Here is a 19,056-nt window from a genome sequence, read left to right on the forward strand (position 1 = left end):
GCCACTATAACGGCGCAAATGATCAGAATCACCTTCACAGTTACAGTGTACAAACTGGCGATGATCTGCCCGCAAAAAAAGAAGCCCACCTTCGCTCCGCGCGAGGGCAAGAGCGAAGGTGGGGCACCGAAAGGGTTTTCTGCAGCGTGCCTATTTGCGCCCGATCACCAGGACGGTAAAGGACCCCGGCACCACCGGCGGCCGCGGTCTTGGATTGTCAGCTGTTGCTGCCGGAGCCTGCCCAAATTCAGCCGTCACGGTATAGATACGATCGGTCGTCGGGTCATACGTCATGGTCCGAGCGCGCCGCTGCGTGGGCACAGTCTGCACAGTCGGGTAGCCGCTCGCGCCCGCGTTCACCACGCTCAGCACGCCCTCGCCGCACGAGGCAAACGCCAGCTTGTCCTTCGCGTCATAGGCGGCTGCGTCCGGTCCGTCGCCAATTGTCGCGGTGCCCAGTTCTTTTCCGCTGCTGTAGTCAACAACCGACATCTTCTTCCCGTCGCACACGCTGAAGAGCCGGTGTTCATCGGTATCTATCGCCAGTCCCGATGGCGAATCGCAAGTGATCGGCCATGTAGCCACCACCTTTTTCGCCTTGGCGTCCAGCTTCACAATGACGTTCTTGTCCTCGATGTTGTCGTACAGGTTCCCTTGTCCGTCCACCTGAGCGAACTCCGGCTTGCCGGGAAGCGAAATCGTGGCGACCACCTTGTTGGTTGCGGCGTCAATCACTGAAGCATCCTTGCTGCGCCCGTTGAACGCCCACACCGTCTTGGTGGCGGGCTCATAGATGATTGCATCAGGATTCGTACCCGCCGGGATCGTAGCCACCGTCGCGAGCCTGGAGCGGTCGAACACCACCACAGCGTTTCCGCCCCCATCCGAGATGTATCCGTACTTGCCTTCCGGGTCGAGCGCCACGCCGTGGGTACCGTGAAGCCCCGTGATGGATCCTGTGATCTTGCCTGACGTCGCGTCCACAACGTCCACCTTGGTGCCATGCGTGATGTAGAGCCGGTGCGCAGCGCCGTCCGCGACCAGGTAATCCCATCCCCCGTCGCCGCCAATCTTCCACTGATCAATGACCTGGTAGTTCGCCTGCGCCACCACGACGCTTGGAATTGCGAGCGAGGTGGCCAGCAGCGGAAGCGCCCAACGGCTAAGAACACTCTGCATTGTGTCTCCCCACTACGACAATGTGACCATACCACCGGCACCTTAAGCTTGGATGAAGGTGTTCACCGGGCCATTCCTGCGACACAGGTTCACCCGCTTCCTCGCCGCATGGACTTCGTATAGTCGACTATCGTGAAGTTGCCCGCGTGTTCACAACTGAGCTGCGGCGCGATTCTTGCCGGCTCGGGCAAGCCTTTCCCACTAAAACCGCATGGTTGGGGACACTGGCAAAAGACGATTGATACGAACGAACTCGGTATGACAGTCCGGAGCCATACGGCTTTCATTCGGAACGCCCCAAAAACTCTCATTTTTCATCCCTGGTGTAGTACTCTTCTCGCAAAGATCGCCGCGAACGTTCCCCAACCTTTGTTTAAGCCTATTCCAGCCAAGGAGAATGAAAATGTCTGCTGCTCTTCGCTCTCTGGTCCTCGCGTGCTTCCTGATGCTGGCCGCGGTGCCGGCGTTTGCCGGGCAATCCTTTTCTGCGCTCTACGTTTTTGGTGATAGCTACGCCGATGTGGGCAATATTTATCTGGCGACCAACGGAGCCGAGCCTCAGTCGCCGCCGTATTTTCTGGGCCAATTTTCGAACGGCCCCATATGGGTTGAATACGTGGCCGCATCGCTGCACGTGCCGGTAGGGCCTTCGCTTGTGGGCGGCAATGACTACGCGTTCGGGGGCGCACTGGTCACCGCGCCGCTCGTCACCCCGCAGGGTACCGTCCCGAGCGTTCCGCAGCAGGTGGGACTGTATCTCAGCGCGCATGGGGGAAAGGCTGATCCCAATGCGCTTTACCTTATTGAAGGTGGGGGCAACGACATTCTGTTGGGGTCTGGGAATCCCGAGGCGCTGGGCTTCAAAATCGCAGTGAACATCGCGCTCAGCGAACTTGCGCTCCGCCAAGCCGGTGCACGGCACTTTTTGATTCCAAACTTGTTCAACGTGGGCTTGCTGCCCGCGGCCGCAGCCCGCACGGTCTTCGCCGCGGCTGCAAGCAAGTCAACGAACCAATGGCTCAATCTTCTAGTGAGCCTGGAACAGCACGTAGAGGGCGTGTCCATTCTGCGCGTAGATGCCTTTGCGCTTCTGAATGCAATCGTGAAAAAGCCGGCGAACTACGGATTTGTGAACGTGACCACACCTTGCCTGACGACGACCACAGTTTGTGCAAACCCCAATCAGACGCTGTTTTGGGATGTGGAGCACTTGACGGAATCCGGGCAGTTAGATCTTGCGGCAGCGGTGGAGAAGGTTCTTTCCGAATAGTCCCGGCGATTTCCGATCGGCAGCGATCCCTTCAGGAGCGGGGCCGGGTGAAGCAAGCTTCCTACACCCGGCTCCGCAATTACGCCCAGCCTCCCTGCGACAATCCACTAATGAAGACCGAATAACACCTTCTTCTTCGTTTTCAGAGTTGCCGCAATGGGTGTATTGAGCGCGTCTACAAGAGGCGCCGCCAGCCTGAAGTACCTGGTTACTGTGGCGGCGAGCCTGGGATCGAGGGCCGCCTCCGCGGGCAGAGTCGCGCTGAGCCCCCACTGCCTGCACTTCACCAGATCCAGCGCCGGGTGATCGCCAGGGAATCCCTTGGGCGGCCGCGAGAGGGTGTTGCCTTCAAACTCCGTGAAGGCCTTCTTGATGGCTGGGCGGCCCAGCAGCTTGCGGAACTCGGCATGGTGATCGAGCAGCCAATGCCGGATGGCAGCGAGTTGTTCCTTTTCCGGCATATATGAGCCAGCAGCGATGATCACTTCCTTGGCGCTTACATGGAAGTAGTAGCCGGCGCCTGAAGTCTTATCCAGCCCGGTGTGTGTCCACCAGGCAGCCATGTGCGTTTTGTACGGGCGCTTGTCATTGGAGAATCGGGTATCGCGGTAGATGCGGAAGAGCGATTTCTCCGCGGGGCGGATGTGATCGGGCGCGAAGTCCAGCATGGCGTCGGTGATCTTCCGGACGACGGAGAGCATGGGCTGGCGCAGCAGTTCCTCAAACTCCGCCTTGCGCGGGGTGAACCATTCGCGGTCGTTGTGGCGCGCCAGGTTGCGAAGGAACTTCAGGGCCTCAGAGCGAAAACAGGGATCGGCAGGTGCGGGTGCGGTGGTCTTCACAATAGCCATTGCAGAGAAGAGTGTAACGCTTCCCGAGGGGCGAAGGTGCGCCCGTTTCTGAATGGCGAGAGTGTCTCGCGCATACATTAGGTGCAAAGAAGCGCGAGACTATATCCGCGACTGCCTGATGAGCACAGGCGTGGTGATCAAGAACTCCTGCATCCCGCCAGGCGACCCATTCTCAAGTCCCACCGCCGCCCGCGGGAGTTTACCTCCAACGGGCGCACGTTGCTAGTGTACGTGACCGCGGAAAGTCCTTAAGCTCGATACGAAACATCAGCGAATGATCTTCAGGGCCGCTCGGAACAGACCGTCGAAGTCACCGGCCAGCGCCTTTTCTTTGCTGACCGCTTGCTCAATGGCCTTTTCGGCGGCAGGGCGCTGGTAGCCGAGATTGACCAGGGCGGACAGAACATCGTCCACCGCCGCGCCCTGAACTGCGCTAGGCGTGGGTGCGACAGCGAAGTCGTCCAGCTTATCTTTCAGTTCGACCACAAGACGCTCGGCCAGCTTCTTGCCAACACCCGGGATGCGCACCAACTGCGCGTGATCCTGGGATCGGATGGCCTGCACGGTTCGCTCGCTGGAGAGGCCACTGAGAATCTTGATGGCCAGCTTGGGCCCTACGCCGCTCACCGTGATCAGCCGCTCAAAGAGGCGCTTCTCTTCGCGATCCATGAAGCCGAAAAGAGCGATCGCGTCCTCGCTGACCTGCGTGTGGATGTGCAGGGACGCTTCACCCCCCGCGCCTGGAAGCGCAGTGAATGTCGGAACAGAGATGGTGACGTCGTATCCCACACCGGCACATTCCAAGATGGCCTGGCCGGGCTCCTTATGAATGAGCTTCCCGCGCAGATGAGCGATCATTGCTTGCTATTGTAGGACTCCCATGCGCTTTGCCACGCGCTCCAGGGTTTCGAGCGCCTGGTCCAGTTGCGCCCGGGTGTGTTCGCTGGTGACGATGAGGCGGATGCGCGCCTTGCCTTCGGGAACGGTGGGGAAGGCGATGCCAGTGCCCATCACCCCATGGTCGAAGAGGGCGCGTGAGAATTCCATGGTCTTCCTGCCTTCGCCAAGGATTACCGGCGTGATAGGTGTCTCCGTTGCGGGGGTGTTTACGCCGCCCACATTGAAGCCGGCGCGGCGTAGTTCGCCCTGGAAGTAGCGCGTGTTCTCCCACAGCCGGTCAATACGCTCGGGTTCCTGTTCCAGGATGTCGAACGCTGCAATGCAGGACGCGGCCACTGCCGGCGGGTGCGATGTGGAGAACAGGAAGGGACGAGCGCGGTGGTAGAGATAATCAATCAGATCTCGCGATCCGCAGACGTATCCGCCGAGCGAGCCGATGGCCTTTGATAACGTGCCGACCTGCACGTCCACGCGGCCGTGCATCTTGAAATGGTCAATGCTGCCGCGTCCGTTGCGGCCCAGGACTCCGGAAGCGTGAGCATCATCCACCATCATGATGGCTCCGTATTTCTCAGCCAGGACCGCCAGCTTGTCCACTGGGCCAATGTCGCCGTCCATGGAGAAAACGCCGTCCGTGATTACGAGCTTGCGGCCGGGCTCGTTGGCCACTTCCTGCAGAAGCTCTTCGCAGTGCGCCACATCTTTATGGCGAAAAACTTTAATCTTCGCGCGAGAGAGACGGGCGCCATCGATGATGCTGGCGTGGTTGAGCTCATCGGAGAGGATGAAATCCTCTTTGCCCAAAATAGCGCTGACGGTGCCGGCGTTGGCCGCAAATCCGCTCTGGAAGACAACGCAGGCTTCTACATTCTTGAAGCGCGCGATCTTCTCCTCCAGTTCCATGTGGATCTTCATGGTCCCGGCAATGGTTCGCACCGCGCCGGAGCCCACTCCAAGCTCACGCGTGGCTTTCAGAGAGGCTTCAATCAGTTTGGGATGGTTGGCCAGGCCCAGGTAATTGTTGCTGGCCAAGTTGATCACCTGCTTGCCGTCGTAGTGGCACACGGGCGCCTGCTGGTCGTCGAGGACGCGGAGGTGGAAATAAGTACCCTTATCCTTGAGTTCGTTCAGGATAGCTGTCAAATGGGCTAGTTGAGGACGCGTCGCGGTCGAAGCCATTCGGGTTCACCTCAAACAAAAAGCATAACGCGAAACCCAGGTGGTCAGGGAACAGGGACCGACTTGTCCAGGCGTTGGTCGCGCATCGCATTCGAATGCAGTGCGGTACCCGGCTCCACCTGCCGGACGTCAGGCGCCGAACGGGTCTGCCAACGATGGGCTCTGAGGCGTCAACAGCTCCGCCCCGCTTTCCGTCACCAGCAATTCGTCCTCGATTCGGATTCCGAACTCGCCCTTGATGTACACGCCCGGTTCGTCGCTCAGCGTCATCCGGGCCCTCAGCAGCGGCGCCCGATCCCACCCGTACATGTCATTCCTGACGAAATAAGGCCACTCGTGGCCGTCGAGGCCAATGCCGTGCCCCACGCGATGCGTGAAGTACGTGAAACCCGGCCCGTAGCCGCCGTGTTCAATCACCTTGCGCGCCGCCGCATCCACGTCGGCCGCCGGCACTCCCGGCCGGGCCGCGTGCAATGCCGCTGTCTGCGCTTTCTTCACCAGGTCGAACACCGCCGCCTGCTTCGCCGTAGGCTTGCCCAGCACAAACGTGCGCGTGATGTCGGAGTTGTACCCCTCCACGGTGCAGCCGTCGTCGAGCATCAGGATCGAGCCCTCGCGCAGCGTCTGCGGCTTGGTCGACCCATGCGGCACCGCCGTGAACTCATCGATGTTGAGACTCGCATCGCCGCGAAACCCAACCCTCTGATAAGCCAAAACGACCATCCGCTCCACGTCGGCGTTCGTCATTCCCGGATGCACGGACTCGGCCACCGCCTTGTACACCGCCAATGTGGCCCGGCACGCCAGCTGCATGCATTCAATTTCGTGCCGCTCCTTGACCATGCGGCAACCCGCTGTCACCGGCACCGCATTCACCACCGTGAGCTGCGCATTTGCCTTTCGCAAGCCATCGGCGAAGAAAAAGTGTGCCGCCTCGTCCACCGCCAGCGTACCGGAGGCGATGCCGCGCTCCCGCAGTCCCTTGCCCACCAGCTCATACGGACTCTCGTCTTCCTGCCACGTCAGAACGTCCGCACCATTTGCAAACGGACCAGCCGCAACTGCCTCGTGCAGCCGCGGCGCCTCAAATGCAGGACAGACAAAGAACGACTTCCCCTTCGCCGGCAGCACCAGCGCCATCATTCGCTCGCCGCCCCAGATCTTCAGGCCCGCAAAGTAGTAGAGATTGGTCGTTCCCGCCGGCAGCAGAACCGCGTCGATCTTGTTCTCCGCCATGAGGCCGCGCGCCCGCTCCATCCGCGCCTCACGCTCCGCCTTGGTAAACGGCCGCGCCTGACTGCTCAGATTGGGGAGGGCCGCGATCGCCGCCGGCTCCACTGCAGGGTTCTGCTTCGGCTCATCCTGCGCAAATGACAAGGAAGCGCCGGCCGCAGCCGCCGCACCAGCGCTCAGAAACCCGCGCCGCGAGAAGGGTCGAGTCAAGGAAATCTCCTGGAGAGGAAGAGCACTCTGTTCCCAGCATACCCTTGCTGCTGCAGCACGCTTCCCTAACGCGATACTGACTCAGTGCGCTGCCGTGGGAGTCAGTTCTACATAGTCCAGCGCCGCCGGGTCGCTTCCCTCGGGCGCCACCTCCACGAGCAAGATGTCGCCTTCCTTCAAATCCACGCCATGCGCGACGTACCGCGTCGAGTTATCTCCATGCAGCGTCCGCGAAGGCAGCTTCGCATCCGCCACCCACTTCGCCTTTTCCTGCCCGTTGACCGTCAACCGGAACAGCGCATCTCCACTCTGCAGATCGAAATACTGCACGGCAAGGTCGTACCGTCCCGGCTTTCCGTCATATGCCCATTCGGCGGAGCAGCTAGCTTTACCACAGGTGGCGGCTCTGCCGCCCGACGCATCCTCCCATGGCTGCACATCCACCACCTTGTACCCCGACAGCCGCGCGTTCTCCGCCTCCAGCCTTCCCGGGTAATGCCCCGCGCGCCCCTTGTCATCGGGAATGCCACTCAGCTTAAGGAAGTACTGCACAATCGCATCGCGCCACACAATCGCGTGCCCTGCCTGGTACTCCAGCCGTTTATGCATCTCGTCATAAACCTTGGGATCGACCTTCCCCGCGAGCGTCGCCCACTCCCGACCCAGCCGCGCCGCTTCCTCCGCGCCCTGGTAGTGGCTGTCAAAGATGTACTGAATAACCGTCTTACCGTCATGCAGCTTCCACGTATACGGCACATGATGAAAGAACGTCAGCAGTTCATCCGGCGTGGTCTTCACGTCTTCATACTGCTTCGCCAACTCCGGTGGATACTGCCCCGCATATCCAGTTCCCGTCGCCACGCTGCGGTCCATGCCCACACCCTCGTGGTCCGCGCGATGCCACTGCCCCCAGCCATTGTTTTCGCTGGCCTCGATGTTGGGCCCATAGTGAGAGCCCGTAATATCGGTCAGCGTCTGCATGCCTAATGGCCCGGTGTAATGCAGATATGCGGGCCACGACTGCATCAGCATCGCATCCACCGTGCGAACCACCTCGGCATTGTTGCCCAGCGTCTGCCGCGTCCACTCTTCGGCAATCTGCTCCGCGGTCAGATTCGGATCCCACGCGAGCCTTCCGAATGCATACAGATTGGCGAGCGCCAGCGGCGAACCCAGCCACCCATCCTGCCCCGCGCTTGCCACTCCGACCATGCCGCCCAGCGGTCGGTTGAAGCTCTTTCCCGCGATGATCTCCTTCACCGGCGTCGACCGATTCTCCCCGCGCAGATCGAAATCCAGCACACCCTTCCACATCGGCGCAATGTAGACAAGGTGCCGCTGCTGCCCCAGGTACTCCTGCGTGATCTGCAGCTCCATCGCCTGGTTCGTCTTCTCGAGCCCCGCGAACAGAGGCGACACCGGCTCCTGCGCCTGGAAATCGATGGGGCCCTCTTTGATCTGCACGATCACGTTGGGCGCAAACTTCCCATCCAGCGGATGAAAGATGTCATACGCCGCCCGCGCGCGGTCGGCCTTCGGGTCTTTCCAATCCAGATGGTGGTTATAGACAAATGCGCGATACAGCACCACGCCGCCATGGGAGATGAGCGCATTCGCAAGCACATTGGCCGCATCGGCGGGAGTACGCCCGTAACTCGCCGGCCCAGGCTGCCCTTCGCTGTCGGCCTTCACCGTAAACCCCGCCAGATCCGGAATCGTGGCGTACACCTCATCGACCTTCTTCTTCCACCACGCAATCACATCTGGATCGACGGGGTCATATGTCTTCAGGCCGCCGATCTTCTGCGGACTGGCGATATCAACGCTCAGGCCCACTCGGACGCCCCACGGCCGCATGGCATCGGCGATGCGCGCCACTTCCTTGAGCATTCCGGGCTCCAGGAAGGGTGCCGCGTTATTCACGTTGTTGATGTTGCATCCATTGATACCGACCGAAGCCAGCAGCCGCGCATACTCTGCTGCGGGCTTGAGGTCTTCGCGCACGTGGCCGCCATCAAAGAAGATCGACCGTCCCGCATACCCGCGCTCGACGGAGCCATCCGCGTTATCCCACTCATCCACCCAGCGGATAGGCATCGCCGGCTGATTCCGTATCTCGAGCTTGGCGAAGTCTTCACGCTGCGAAAGCCGCCTATTCAAGTCGAACGTCCCGTACAGCACTCCGCGCTCATCCCCGCCGGCAACGACTATGGTCTTCTTCCCCTCGAGCGTCAGAGCCTTGATCCAATAGCCTTCGGCTGGCAGGTCAGCAGGAATCGCGACCGAGGGAAGCTCCTTGCGAAACATCGACGCAATGCCAAGAACCACATAAACATCTGCTTTATTGAGCCGCTTCGCGGGGAGTGTAGAGTCACGTAGACCCCTCAGTTCGCCCTGTGCGCTCGCCAGGACATTACCCGAACCGAGCACTTTCGTCCGGACAAGCGAGTGGTCGGCGTCGATGGCTACTCCGAACTCAGCGGAGTATTTGAGCCACCCGTCTTGCGCAGTTTGCGCCAAGGCGGCAACATCAAAGCTCACAGCCGCAGCGAGCAAAGCCACAGCGAAACCGATTCTCTTTCGCATCCCTCGTGAAATCCGCACCCATCCGTCGCGCATGGCTACCGTTGTACCACCCTGTCCTCATGGGCTCACAAGGGGAGATTCCCCCGCCCAAGCAGAGCTTGAACGGGGCACCCATCTATGTACGTGATTAACGTCTCGAGGCCGTCGTCCAGTCCAGAATCACCTTCCCCGTCTGACCCGACATCATCGCCTCAAATCCCTTCTCGAACTCCGTATGATCGAACCGATGCGTAATCACCGGCGAAATATTCACGCCCGACTCCAGCATCACGCTCATCTTGTACCAGGTCTCGTACATCTCCCGCCCGTAGATGCCCTTAATCGTGATCATGTTGAAGATCACCTTCCGCCAGTCCATCTCCGACGGCCTTGCGGGGATGCCCAGCAGCGCGATCTTTCCTCCGTGGCACATGTTGGCGATCATGTCGCGGAGCGCAACCGGATTGCCGGACATCTCCAGGCCTACGTCGAAACCTTCCGCCATGTGCAATTGCTTCTGCACCTCGGCCAGCGGAGTCTCATTGGCATTGATGGCGAGCGTCGCGCCCATCTTCCGCGCCAACTCCAGCCGGTAAGGATTCATATCGGTGATCACCACGTGCCGCGCGCCCGCATGTTTCACCACCGGAATGGACATGATCCCGATCGGTCCCGCGCCTGTGATCAAGACGTCTTCCCCCGTAACCGGAAATGACAGCGCCGTGTGCACGGAATTGCCGAACGGGTCGAAGATGGCGGCGACCTCTCGATTAATCCCGGGATCGTGGCGCCAGATGTTGGCCACGGGCAGCGAGACGAACTCCGCAAACGCGCCAGGCCGGTCAACTCCCAACCCGAAAATCTGCGCGCAAAGATGACGCCTGCCAGCCATGCAGTTGCGGCAATGGCCGCAGGTCACATGCCCCTCGCCGCTCACAATGTCGCCGGGATGAAAATCGTGTACGTTCGAGCCCACTTGAACGATTTCGCCGACGAACTCATGCCCGATGGCCATGGGAACCGGAATGGTCTTCTGCGCCCACTCGTCCCACTGGTAAATATGCACATCGGTCCCGCAGATGCCCGTCTTTTGAACCCGGATCAGTACGTCATTGATCCCAATCGTGGGTTCGGGAATGTCTTCCAGCCACAGGCCGCGTTCGCTCCTGCTCTTTACCAATGCCTTCATCGAGTACCCTCACGGCGTGCGCAGCCGGACGTTGGTGTCGCTCCGGGTGATGAGACCAACCGCCACTCCGGCAATCATTCTCCAACACCCCGTGTGCCTGCAAGGACCCGTCCCGTGCAGTGGGCCCGATTCAGCCGACACTTGATGCAAGCTTGACCACACGAACTCGAATCAGGCCCGCTTGCCGTTTGGCTCATAGCGAAAGCACTGCTCCAGCGTCACGCCCAGCGCAATCGCGACCTTGAAGGCAGTCTCAAGCGAAGGCGAATATTTGTCCTGCTCCATGGCGATGACCGTCTGCCGCGTTACTCCCACGCGATCCGCCAAATCTTGCTGCGTCATCTCGCGGCCAGCCCGCAGCTCTCGAATCTGATTGCGGATCCCGGACTTCACAGGGCTCTCCGGTACGACACAATTTGCGTCGCCGTCTTGACAATATCGGCAATGATCAACATTCCAAAGAACACGCTCAGAAAATGCAGTCCGGCCTGCCGGTTCTCCAGGTGAATATGGCCCATCGTGGCATGGAACCACAGCATTCCCAGGCCGACGACCATCAGCGTGGCGATGGTCAGATAGCCAGCGCGATAGCCGCGCAATTCGATCAGGTGGTCGCGCTCGTCGGTCACGCGGTTTCTCGTCACCAGCGCGATAATCGCCTGCAGAACAGACTGCAGCGCGATGATGCCCACAATCACTCCCGCCACGTTGTTTACCGAGTTCTGCTGGTGCAGGAAGAAGTAGGGACCGTAAACCACAAACTCAGCGGCAAGGGAGGCGTAGAGGGATTTCTCTCGATAGGAAAGGGTCGCCATGGGGATCGCTCCATGTCAAAAACGTTTGACATTGCAACGTTAGCGCGCCTCTCAATCGATGTCAAACATTTTTAACATTGAGCCCTGGCCGAGAGCAGGTTCGTTGCTCTAATACCGCTTCGTCACCGCCGCTGGAGCTGGCCCCGTCTTCCCGCCCAGCAGCCAATCCACCGCGGTGCGCACATCCTGCTCGCGTGCTTCGCCCATGATGCGCGCCACCACCTCGCCGCGCTCGTCCAGCACAGCGGTACCGGGCACGATGTTTCCCAAACCAAAATCCGCCAGCATGTCGGTGTTTCCGCCTACCCAACTGTCTGCGGGAACCTTCAGCCGCTGCAGAACGCCGGGGATCTTCGGCTGATCCTTGGGTGCGTCAATGGAGATGGTCACGAACTTCACCGGCTTGCCTTCATAGCTCGCCGCCATCTGCGCCAGCCGCGGCAGTTCCTCCTGGCATGGCCCGCACCAGGTTGCCCAGAAGTTCACCACCACCACCTGGCCTCGCAACGCTGACAGCTTGTGCGATTGCCCATCCATGGACTTGAAACCAGGATCCGGCGCGTGTTTTGCAAAGGCCGGAGCCGCGACACAGGCACACACGGCCAGCGCCAGAATCCATCGGGAAAGCCGAAAATTCCAAAGCATAGTTCTCTCACGATAGCGACCGAGCCGCTTTCCTTTCCCCCACCGAAAGTTGGAGATTCCCCTCCATCGCTCTTCTCACGACTCCATCACTGAAAGCCTGTTACTTTCGTCAGCATTGCCCGCCTTAGTCGCTCGTGGATCGAGCCCGTGGCGGGTTTAACGAGGCCACGCTGCCCTTGCGCAGCATTCCCCACTTCCCTGAGGAGAAACAGTTCGATGAAACGAATCCTTCAGCCGGCGGCTGTCTCCGCCGCTCTCCTGGTGTCCCTGCTCGGAACGCATCGTTCCGCCCACGCCCAGGGATGCGTCGCGGCGCACTCTCCGCAGCCGGTCATCTCCGGGCTGGATCCTGGCACCCAGGCCCAGGCACACCACTATGCCGGCAGTGGCTTGCTGCACGGGCTCACCATTACCACCGGATACCGCGTCTACAATTCGTACCGCCACTACATCGGCACGGATTACCAGGAACAGCGCCAGGAACAGCACTCTGCTGTCGTCAATCACGTGAACCTGTTCGAACTTGATCTGAATTACCAGATGACCCCGCGCCTCAGCGTTATCGCCAGCATCCCTGGCATGACGGCTTCGCGCCACGGCCAGTCCACCGACACGAACTATTACCACTCCGGCGGCATCGGCGACGTCACGGTTGGCGTGCACAGCTGGATCTTCCGTCCGCCCACAGAAAATAGCGGTAACGTATCTATTTCCGCGCAGCTCAAGCTCCCCACGGGCATCAACGATGCCAAGGGCACCACGACCCTGGCCGGCGGCGGCGCGCAGACAAGGCCATTCGATGAATCGATTCAGCCCGGTGATGGAACATGGGGATTCAGCCTGGGCACGGAGGCCTATCACCCCTTCTACCTGCACACCACGGCCTACTTCACGGGTTCCTGGCTCTTCAGCCCGCAGGACACCACCGGCGTGCTCACCTATCGCAAGCAGCCCGGCGAGCAGGTTGTCTCCGCCACGGATCAGTACCTGTGGCGCGGCGGATTCTCGCGGCCGGTCACCGGCGTCAATGTTCTGCGCGGCCTGGCGCTCAGCATGGGCGGTCGCATGGAGGGCGTGCCGGTCCGCGATGCCTTTGGCTCGAGTAACGGGTTCCGCCGCCCTGGCTACGTCATCTCCATCGAGCCCGGCATGATGTACTCTCGTGGCCGTTACATGTTCACCGCGAGCGGCCCATGGGCCATGGAGCGTAACCGCAAGACGAGCGTAACGGATCTGGCCAACGGCATTCATGGTGACGCCGCCTTTGCCGACTACACCGTCATCACCGGCCTGTCCTACTCGTTCTAAGCAGAGGGAAAAGCTTCTCCCGTAAACCGGAAATCCACCGCACGAAGGCCGCGGACCGCGTTCGACAAGTAAACGCGATCCGCGGCTTTCACGTCTTCGGGCCAAAGAACACGCTCCACAACATCGCCGCGTGTCTCCATCAGATGCCGCCGAAATACGCCCGCAAGAAGCCCGCAGGCAGCGGGCGGCGTGAAGAGCTGTCCGTCTTTCTCAAGGAAAACATTTCCCAGCGCGCTCTCCGTCACCTGCCCTTCGAGATTCAAAAACAGCACATCGTCGAATCCCGCCTCCTGCGCGGCTCGGAGTGCGCGCCTGTAGAGCGGCCGGTTCGTAGTCTTGTGGAAGTAGAATTTGTCCGCAGCATCGGTCCGCTCGCTTGCGATGCACACGCGCAGCGGCGCTGCGGATGGACCCGGCAGCAGTTCTGAGCCAATCGTCAGGCTGCCGTCCGGCGACAGCAGCATGCGTATTTTGCGCGCCTCAGCGTCGCGCATGGCAGTGCCCGCAGCCATGAGCCGGCTCTGCGCCTCAGCGCGATCAAATTCAAATCCGAAGTAGTCCGCTGAATCTTCCAGACGATCGAGGTGCAATTCCAGCAGCGGAAACGCTCCGCGCCAAAGCATCGTCTCTATCAGCTCGAAGTGCGGCGTACGCTCGGTAAGAAACTGCGATTTCAGCCGGCATTCCTGATACTCCTCCCGCGCATCCGAGTCGATCACGATCCCGCTGCCCACGCCCATCTTCGCGCTCCGTCCCTCCACTTCCACGGTGCGAATCGCCACGCTGGCAACCGCCTCCTGCGCCGACAAGAATCCGATCATCCCGGTGTACACGCCGCGCGGCTGCACCTCCAACTCAGCCAGAAGTTGCATCGCGCGGATCTTGGGTGCACCGGTCACCGATCCCGACGGAAACAACGCGCGCACAACATCGCCAAACGACACGCCCTGCCGCAGCGCGCCTGACACGGTCGATGTCATCTGCCACAGCGTAGGGTGGCGCTCTACCGCGAACAAATCTGAGACCGCGATGGTGCCGAATTCACACAGCCGGCCCAGATCATTGCGCAACAGGTCCACGATCATTACGTTCTCGCTGCGATTCTTGAGGTCGTTCTGCAGCCACTGTGCAACATTTCGATCTTCAGCTGTGGTTCTGCCGCGCCGCGCGGTACCCTTCATCGGCCGCGTCGTCATATGCCGCGACTCGCCCTTTCGATCGATACGGAAGAACAACTCCGGCGAGAAGCTCAGGATGTGCCTGCCCTGTTCCCAGTGAATGTACGCTCCGTACTCCACCGGCTGGCGACGCCGCAGTTCTGCGTAGAGCGCAGCGCACTGCTCCGGCGCCTGGAACTGCGATAACAGCGTGAAGTTGAGTTGATATACATCCCCGGCCCGAATCCACTCATGGATCGCCGCAATGCGCGCCGCGTACTCACTTTCCGTCAGCGCCAGTGAGACGGAGCCGACCACCGTCGCCGTTCCCGCGTCTTCGTGGTGCGTGCGCTGACTCGAATTGAACTCGGGCGGTACCACGCCAACAAACTTGCCCGCCATGTGATCCCAGGTGTAACACCGGTCGTAGATGCCGAACCACGCAAGCGGCTCGGCATGGTGAGGGCCGCGCATCCCCGCACGCGGCTCGAAGCATGTGCCGCACTCGTACGTCATGAATCCGGCGGCAAACTGCCCCCCAGCCGCCGCGGTCTCGATCTGCACCAGGCACTCGTCGACCTCTGCTCGGGTGCGTGGAACTAGAATCTGCGCTGGCCCAAGAAACAGACGTGAAACCTGTGCACCCAGCGACGGAGTCCCGCGCGCCGCAGATTCGAGCAAAACGCTTGCGGGGGTCTGCTCGATGACCGAGTAGACCCCCGCCGGAAGAGGATGCCAGTTTTGCATGAAAACGGTGCAGCGGTTTACTTCACCGTCAAGACAAACGTCGTGTTATGCGTTGTCGCCGTAACGCCGTTGCTCGACTGCGCTGTGACGTTCAGCGTATATGTACCGGCTGGGGTGGGCAGATTGGGAGTCGGCCCATGATTAAAGTAGTTGTAGCGCGGAGCACAGGCCGTCATTCCCAGGGTGGTCACCACCCCAATGAAGGCAATAAGCGACAGCTGCCTCAGCCAGCGTCGCCGCCGGGCGGCGAATGCCATGCCTGCAAATCCCAATGCGCCTGGAAGAATAAGCGCCCAACTCACCGGGTTGGCTTCCGGCTTCATGGGTGGCTTCGCCAGACTCGCGCTACCGGCCTGGGTCGTGATCACCAGGTTGCTTTTCACCGCTGCGGTTGCGCCGGGCAGAATCTCGACGTTCTCGGGCGTAAATGAGCACGAAGACTGGTCAGGAAACCCCCCGCACGACAACGTGACAAACATCGGCGCGGAAAGCGCACTGGCAGCGATGGGCGTCACGGAAGCGACCAATGTTCCGGACTGGCCTTGTGTCAGCGACATCGTGCCGGGGCTTACCGAAATGGCGAAGTCCGCCGCCGCGGGTGCGGCGGCACTCACGGCAGAGGCGTCTGACTTCGAGGTCTGGAAGCCGATTCCGCCCGCGTACACCGCCTTAAGATGGTGGTCACCGGGCAGCAGATCCACGACGATCTGCGCTTTGCCTTCGGCATCGAGCGCGGCGCCGGCAAGCTGCTGCTTGCCATCCTGGATGACTACCGGACCCGCGGCCGGCTGGCCGTCAGCGGCCGCAACCGCAACTGAGAGGGTGGCCCGCGTGCGGCCATTTATATCCCGCGTCTCCGCGGAGAGACTGGTTTGCGTGGCCTGCTGCGCAGCCGCAAAGGCGGGCAGAGCCGCAGCCATCATCGCCGCAGCAAACCTTGAAAGCCGCGCCAGGCGGCAAAAACTACTTCTCACGTGCACCTGCTCCAAAAACACCAAAATGGCCGTACGCCGGGAATATGGTCAGCTTTGACCTATTGTATCCGGCGCGGGCTTTCCCCGGAAAACCGTCCCCTGGCGTCCGATGCCCATTGGACGCAGCCGCGGCCAGTTCGGTAGGAGTCAGTTGGGCAGAGGACGGCCTCCCGGCCGCCCACGCACCAGCCGGTCTACTCCGCGCGCAGCGCTTCCATCGGATCGATGCGCGCCGCACGCCTCGCGGGAAGCCAACTCGCCGCAAGAGCCACCGTGGCGATCGCTATACTGATCGACGTGAACACAACGGCGTCGTGCGGGCTCACCCCGCGCAGCAGGTTTGCCAGCACCTTTGCCAGCCAGAACGCCATCGTCAGACCCAGTGCAAGCCCCGTTCCCGCCAGCCACGAAGCGCGCCGCAGTATCATCCGCAGCACATCATCGCGGCTCGCCCCCATCGCCAGCCGCACTCCGATCTCCCGCGTCCTTTCGCCCACCAGATTGGCCATCGCACCAAAGATACCGATCGCCGCCAGCAGCAGACCAATGAACGCGTCGATGACCAGCATGGCGGATGCGTAAATCAACCCCGTGAGCTTCTCGTGCATGAACTGCTGATATGTCTGGAGCGCGTTCAGCGGCAGTGCCGGATCGATGCCGGCGAGCGCGCGTCTGACCGCCGGCGCCATCGGCAAAGCATTCTCGCTACTTGCGATGACTGCAAATTCTGTGCTCGCCGGCGCCACCTGCGCCGTACTCACGTACACCGCAGCGTACGGGGTCGAGTCCCACTGTGAATAGCTCGTCTCCTGCGCTACCCCGACAATCGTCAGCCACGGTTCCGTGCTGTTGTGCCCTCCCATGCGAACCCGGTGCCCGAGTGCATCGTCGTTTGGGAAAAACTGCTCCACAAACCGCTGGCTCACCACCGCCACTGGAACCGTGTCGAGCGTGTCGTTCCGAGTGAATCCACGCCCCTTTTGAATCGCGATCTGCAGCGCCGGCAGGAACCCTTCGCTCACGGGCAGATACATGCCCGATTGGAATTTCCCCGGCATCACCGGCCGATTCTCAATCTCGATATCCCTCACCCAATCGTTATCGCTGTAAGGCAGGGCGCTCATCAGTTCCGCGTGCTTTACACCAGGCAGGCTCCTGAGCCGTGCCAGAGAAGCTGTGTAAAAGGCCGCTCGCTCCCGCGCGGTGCCATACCGCGCCGCCGGCAATTTTACGTCAAACATCAGCGTCTTCTGCGGCTCGTACACATCTGCCCCGTGCAGCATCGCTTGCATGCCCTTTGAGATCAGCGCCGCCCCAATCACCAGCGAAACCGCTAGCGAGATCTGCGCCACCGCGAAAACGCTGCGCAGCCGGTGATTGCGCTTCGACCCGATGTTGGACCGCGAGCCCGCTCGGATCTGCTCCGCCGGGTTCACCCGCACAGCTTCCACTGCTGGAGCGAGACCTGACACCACGCCCGCCAGCATTGCAAGCACCATCGAGAAGAAGAACGTGCGCCCGCTGAGGTGAATGTTCGACCAACCCGACATGTACCGTGCAATGCTTGCCGGCATGTAGGAGTTCATCACCTTCAGAAACACCTGCCCTACCACGAGCCCGCCCGCCGCGCCGCCCAGGCCTAGCAGCACATTCTCAATCAGCAGTTGCCGCATCAGCCGCCAGCGGCTCGCGCCGAGAGCCCTGCGCATGGAAATCTCCGGACGCCGCTGGATCCCCCGCGCAATCTGCAGATTGGCGATGTTGGCGCACACCACCAGCAACACAAACAGCGTCGCGCCCATCACCAGCCGGTAAAAGAGGGGCGTGTAGTCGCCGTTGATGCCGTTCAGCAGCGGCTCCACATGCACTGTCAGGCCCGTGTTAGTGCCAGGATAAGCCTGCGCGAGCCGGTCGGCGATGGTGCGGATTTCCGCTTGCGCCTGCCCCACCGTCACGCCCTCGCGCAATCGGCCGATTACAAGATAGTCGTGCGCCTTTCGGTCCTGCAGTTGTAACGGCGGCGGCGCCAAAGGCAGAAATACATCCGCCGTTGACGGGTACTGCACAGACTTCGGCAGAACCCCGACTATCGTGTACACGCGCTCGTCCAATTCGACTTTGCGGCCCAGTACCTGCGCATCTCCGCCGAAACGCCGCTGCCAAAACCCGTAATTCAGCACGGCAACCCCATCCCGCCCGGCCCGGCACTCGCTCTCCGCATAAAGCCTTCCCAGCACCGGGTCGACGCGGAGCACACTGAAGAAACTGGCCGAAGTCAACGCGGCTTCAATCTGTACGGCCTCTCCCGCACCCGTCAGGTTCATTTGCGCTTCACGTCGTGCGGAGAGTTCCTCAAATGTCCGGCTCTCTCGCTGCCAGTCCTCGTAATCGGCCAGAGACACTGGCTGATAGCCGCTATTATTCTGCGACGCCACAGTCACCACGCGGTCGAGGGCGGGCACAGCCAGCGGCCGCAATACCACGGCATCCATATTGCTGAAGATGGCCGTATTCACGCCGATACCCACAGCCAGGGACACAACCGCAATCGCGGTGAATCCCGGCGTCTTCACCAGCTTGCGCATCGCATAACGCACATCGGACCACCACAAATCGATGCTGAGCGCCGCGTCCGCGCCCATCACCCCTTCCCGCGTTGACGTCTGATTGCCGAACCGTACCAGCGCCTCCCGACGCGCCTCTGCGCTGCTCATGCCACGCCCGATGTTCTCTTCCACCCGCATTTCAATGTGGGCCTCGAGTTCCGCCGCAATGTCCGCGTCGAGGCGCGAACGCCGAAAGAGATTCGCAATACGCCGAATGATAGCCATACC

The 19,056-nt window shown here is 61.1% G+C and carries 15 protein-coding genes; 2 read left to right on the plus strand and 13 right to left on the minus strand.

Features of this window, described 5'->3' with window-relative positions:
• Window positions 1–150: 150 nt before the first annotated feature.
• Window positions 151–1,179 (minus strand): YncE family protein, encoded by a 1,029-nt coding sequence (locus tag VGL22_RS20945; RefSeq protein ID WP_465268911.1) that lies wholly within the window; start codon window positions 1,177–1,179, stop codon window positions 151–153.
• A gap of 403 nt (window positions 1,180–1,582) precedes the next feature.
• Between VGL22_RS20945 and VGL22_RS20950 the strand changes: the two genes are divergently transcribed.
• On the plus strand, window positions 1,583–2,449 hold the full coding sequence (locus VGL22_RS20950) for an SGNH/GDSL hydrolase family protein (RefSeq protein ID WP_465268912.1): 867 nt from the start codon (window positions 1,583–1,585) through the stop codon (window positions 2,447–2,449).
• A gap of 107 nt (window positions 2,450–2,556) precedes the next feature.
• Here the strand turns inward: VGL22_RS20950 and VGL22_RS20955 are convergent, their stop codons facing one another.
• The 9 genes from VGL22_RS20955 to VGL22_RS20995 all read right to left on the minus strand — a co-directional run bounded on the left by VGL22_RS20955 (window position 2,557) and on the right by VGL22_RS20995 (window position 12,036).
• Window positions 2,557–3,300 (minus strand): DUF2461 domain-containing protein, encoded by a 744-nt coding sequence (locus VGL22_RS20955; RefSeq protein ID WP_465268913.1) that lies wholly within the window; start codon window positions 3,298–3,300, stop codon window positions 2,557–2,559.
• Window positions 3,301–3,567: 267 nt separating this feature from the next.
• Complete coding sequence (gene ruvA, locus VGL22_RS20960; protein ID WP_465268914.1) at window positions 3,568–4,158, minus strand: Holliday junction branch migration protein RuvA; 591 nt, start codon at window positions 4,156–4,158, stop codon at window positions 3,568–3,570.
• Window positions 4,159–4,164: 6 nt separating this feature from the next.
• The gene (locus tag VGL22_RS20965) at window positions 4,165–5,379 is read right to left on the minus strand and encodes a glycine C-acetyltransferase (RefSeq protein WP_465268915.1); all 1,215 of its coding nucleotides are present in this window, start codon (window positions 5,377–5,379) and stop codon (window positions 4,165–4,167) included.
• A 129-nt stretch (window positions 5,380–5,508) separates the two neighbouring features.
• A complete protein-coding gene (locus VGL22_RS20970) occupies window positions 5,509–6,822 on the minus strand; it encodes a M24 family metallopeptidase (protein ID WP_465268916.1) in 1,314 nt (437 codons plus the stop codon).
• Window positions 6,823–6,903: 81 nt separating this feature from the next.
• Entirely contained in the window at window positions 6,904–9,408 is a 2,505-nt protein-coding gene (locus VGL22_RS20975) for an alpha-glucuronidase family glycosyl hydrolase (RefSeq protein ID WP_465268917.1), read from the minus strand.
• Window positions 9,409–9,535: 127 nt separating this feature from the next.
• Window positions 9,536–10,576 carry an L-threonine 3-dehydrogenase gene (gene tdh / locus VGL22_RS20980; RefSeq protein ID WP_465268918.1) on the minus strand — a complete coding sequence of 347 codons (1,041 nt, stop codon included), beginning with the start codon at window positions 10,574–10,576 and terminating at the stop codon, window positions 9,536–9,538.
• A gap of 171 nt (window positions 10,577–10,747) precedes the next feature.
• Window positions 10,748–10,969 (minus strand): helix-turn-helix transcriptional regulator, encoded by a 222-nt coding sequence (locus VGL22_RS20985; protein ID WP_465268919.1) that lies wholly within the window; start codon window positions 10,967–10,969, stop codon window positions 10,748–10,750.
• On the minus strand, window positions 10,966–11,391 hold the full coding sequence (locus VGL22_RS20990) for a hypothetical protein (RefSeq protein ID WP_465268920.1): 426 nt from the start codon (window positions 11,389–11,391) through the stop codon (window positions 10,966–10,968). Before VGL22_RS20990 ends, VGL22_RS20985 begins: the two co-directional genes overlap by 4 nt.
• A gap of 108 nt (window positions 11,392–11,499) precedes the next feature.
• Window positions 11,500–12,036 (minus strand): TlpA family protein disulfide reductase, encoded by a 537-nt coding sequence (locus VGL22_RS20995; protein ID WP_465268921.1) that lies wholly within the window; start codon window positions 12,034–12,036, stop codon window positions 11,500–11,502.
• Window positions 12,037–12,252: 216 nt separating this feature from the next.
• On the opposite strand from VGL22_RS20995, the gene VGL22_RS21000 reads away from it, so the two are divergent.
• Window positions 12,253–13,344, plus strand: a complete 1,092-nt coding sequence (locus VGL22_RS21000) for a hypothetical protein (RefSeq protein WP_465268922.1) — start codon at window positions 12,253–12,255, stop codon at window positions 13,342–13,344.
• Here VGL22_RS21000 and pabB read toward each other — a convergent pair.
• From pabB to VGL22_RS21015, 3 genes are all read right to left on the minus strand, one after another.
• Window positions 13,341–15,248 carry an aminodeoxychorismate synthase component I gene (pabB, locus tag VGL22_RS21005; RefSeq protein ID WP_465268923.1) on the minus strand — a complete coding sequence of 636 codons (1,908 nt, stop codon included), beginning with the start codon at window positions 15,246–15,248 and terminating at the stop codon, window positions 13,341–13,343. The genes VGL22_RS21000 and pabB overlap by 4 nt on opposite strands.
• A gap of 17 nt (window positions 15,249–15,265) precedes the next feature.
• On the minus strand, window positions 15,266–16,222 hold the full coding sequence (locus VGL22_RS21010; protein WP_465268924.1) for an Ig-like domain-containing protein: 957 nt from the start codon (window positions 16,220–16,222) through the stop codon (window positions 15,266–15,268).
• A 194-nt stretch (window positions 16,223–16,416) separates the two neighbouring features.
• Complete coding sequence (locus VGL22_RS21015; protein ID WP_465268925.1) at window positions 16,417–19,053, minus strand: ADOP family duplicated permease; 2,637 nt, start codon at window positions 19,051–19,053, stop codon at window positions 16,417–16,419.
• Window positions 19,054–19,056: the final 3 nt, after the last annotated feature.

The sequence above is a fragment of the Occallatibacter sp. genome, from assembly GCF_036502485.1.
GTDB lineage: Bacteria > Acidobacteriota > Terriglobia > Terriglobales > Acidobacteriaceae > Telmatobacter.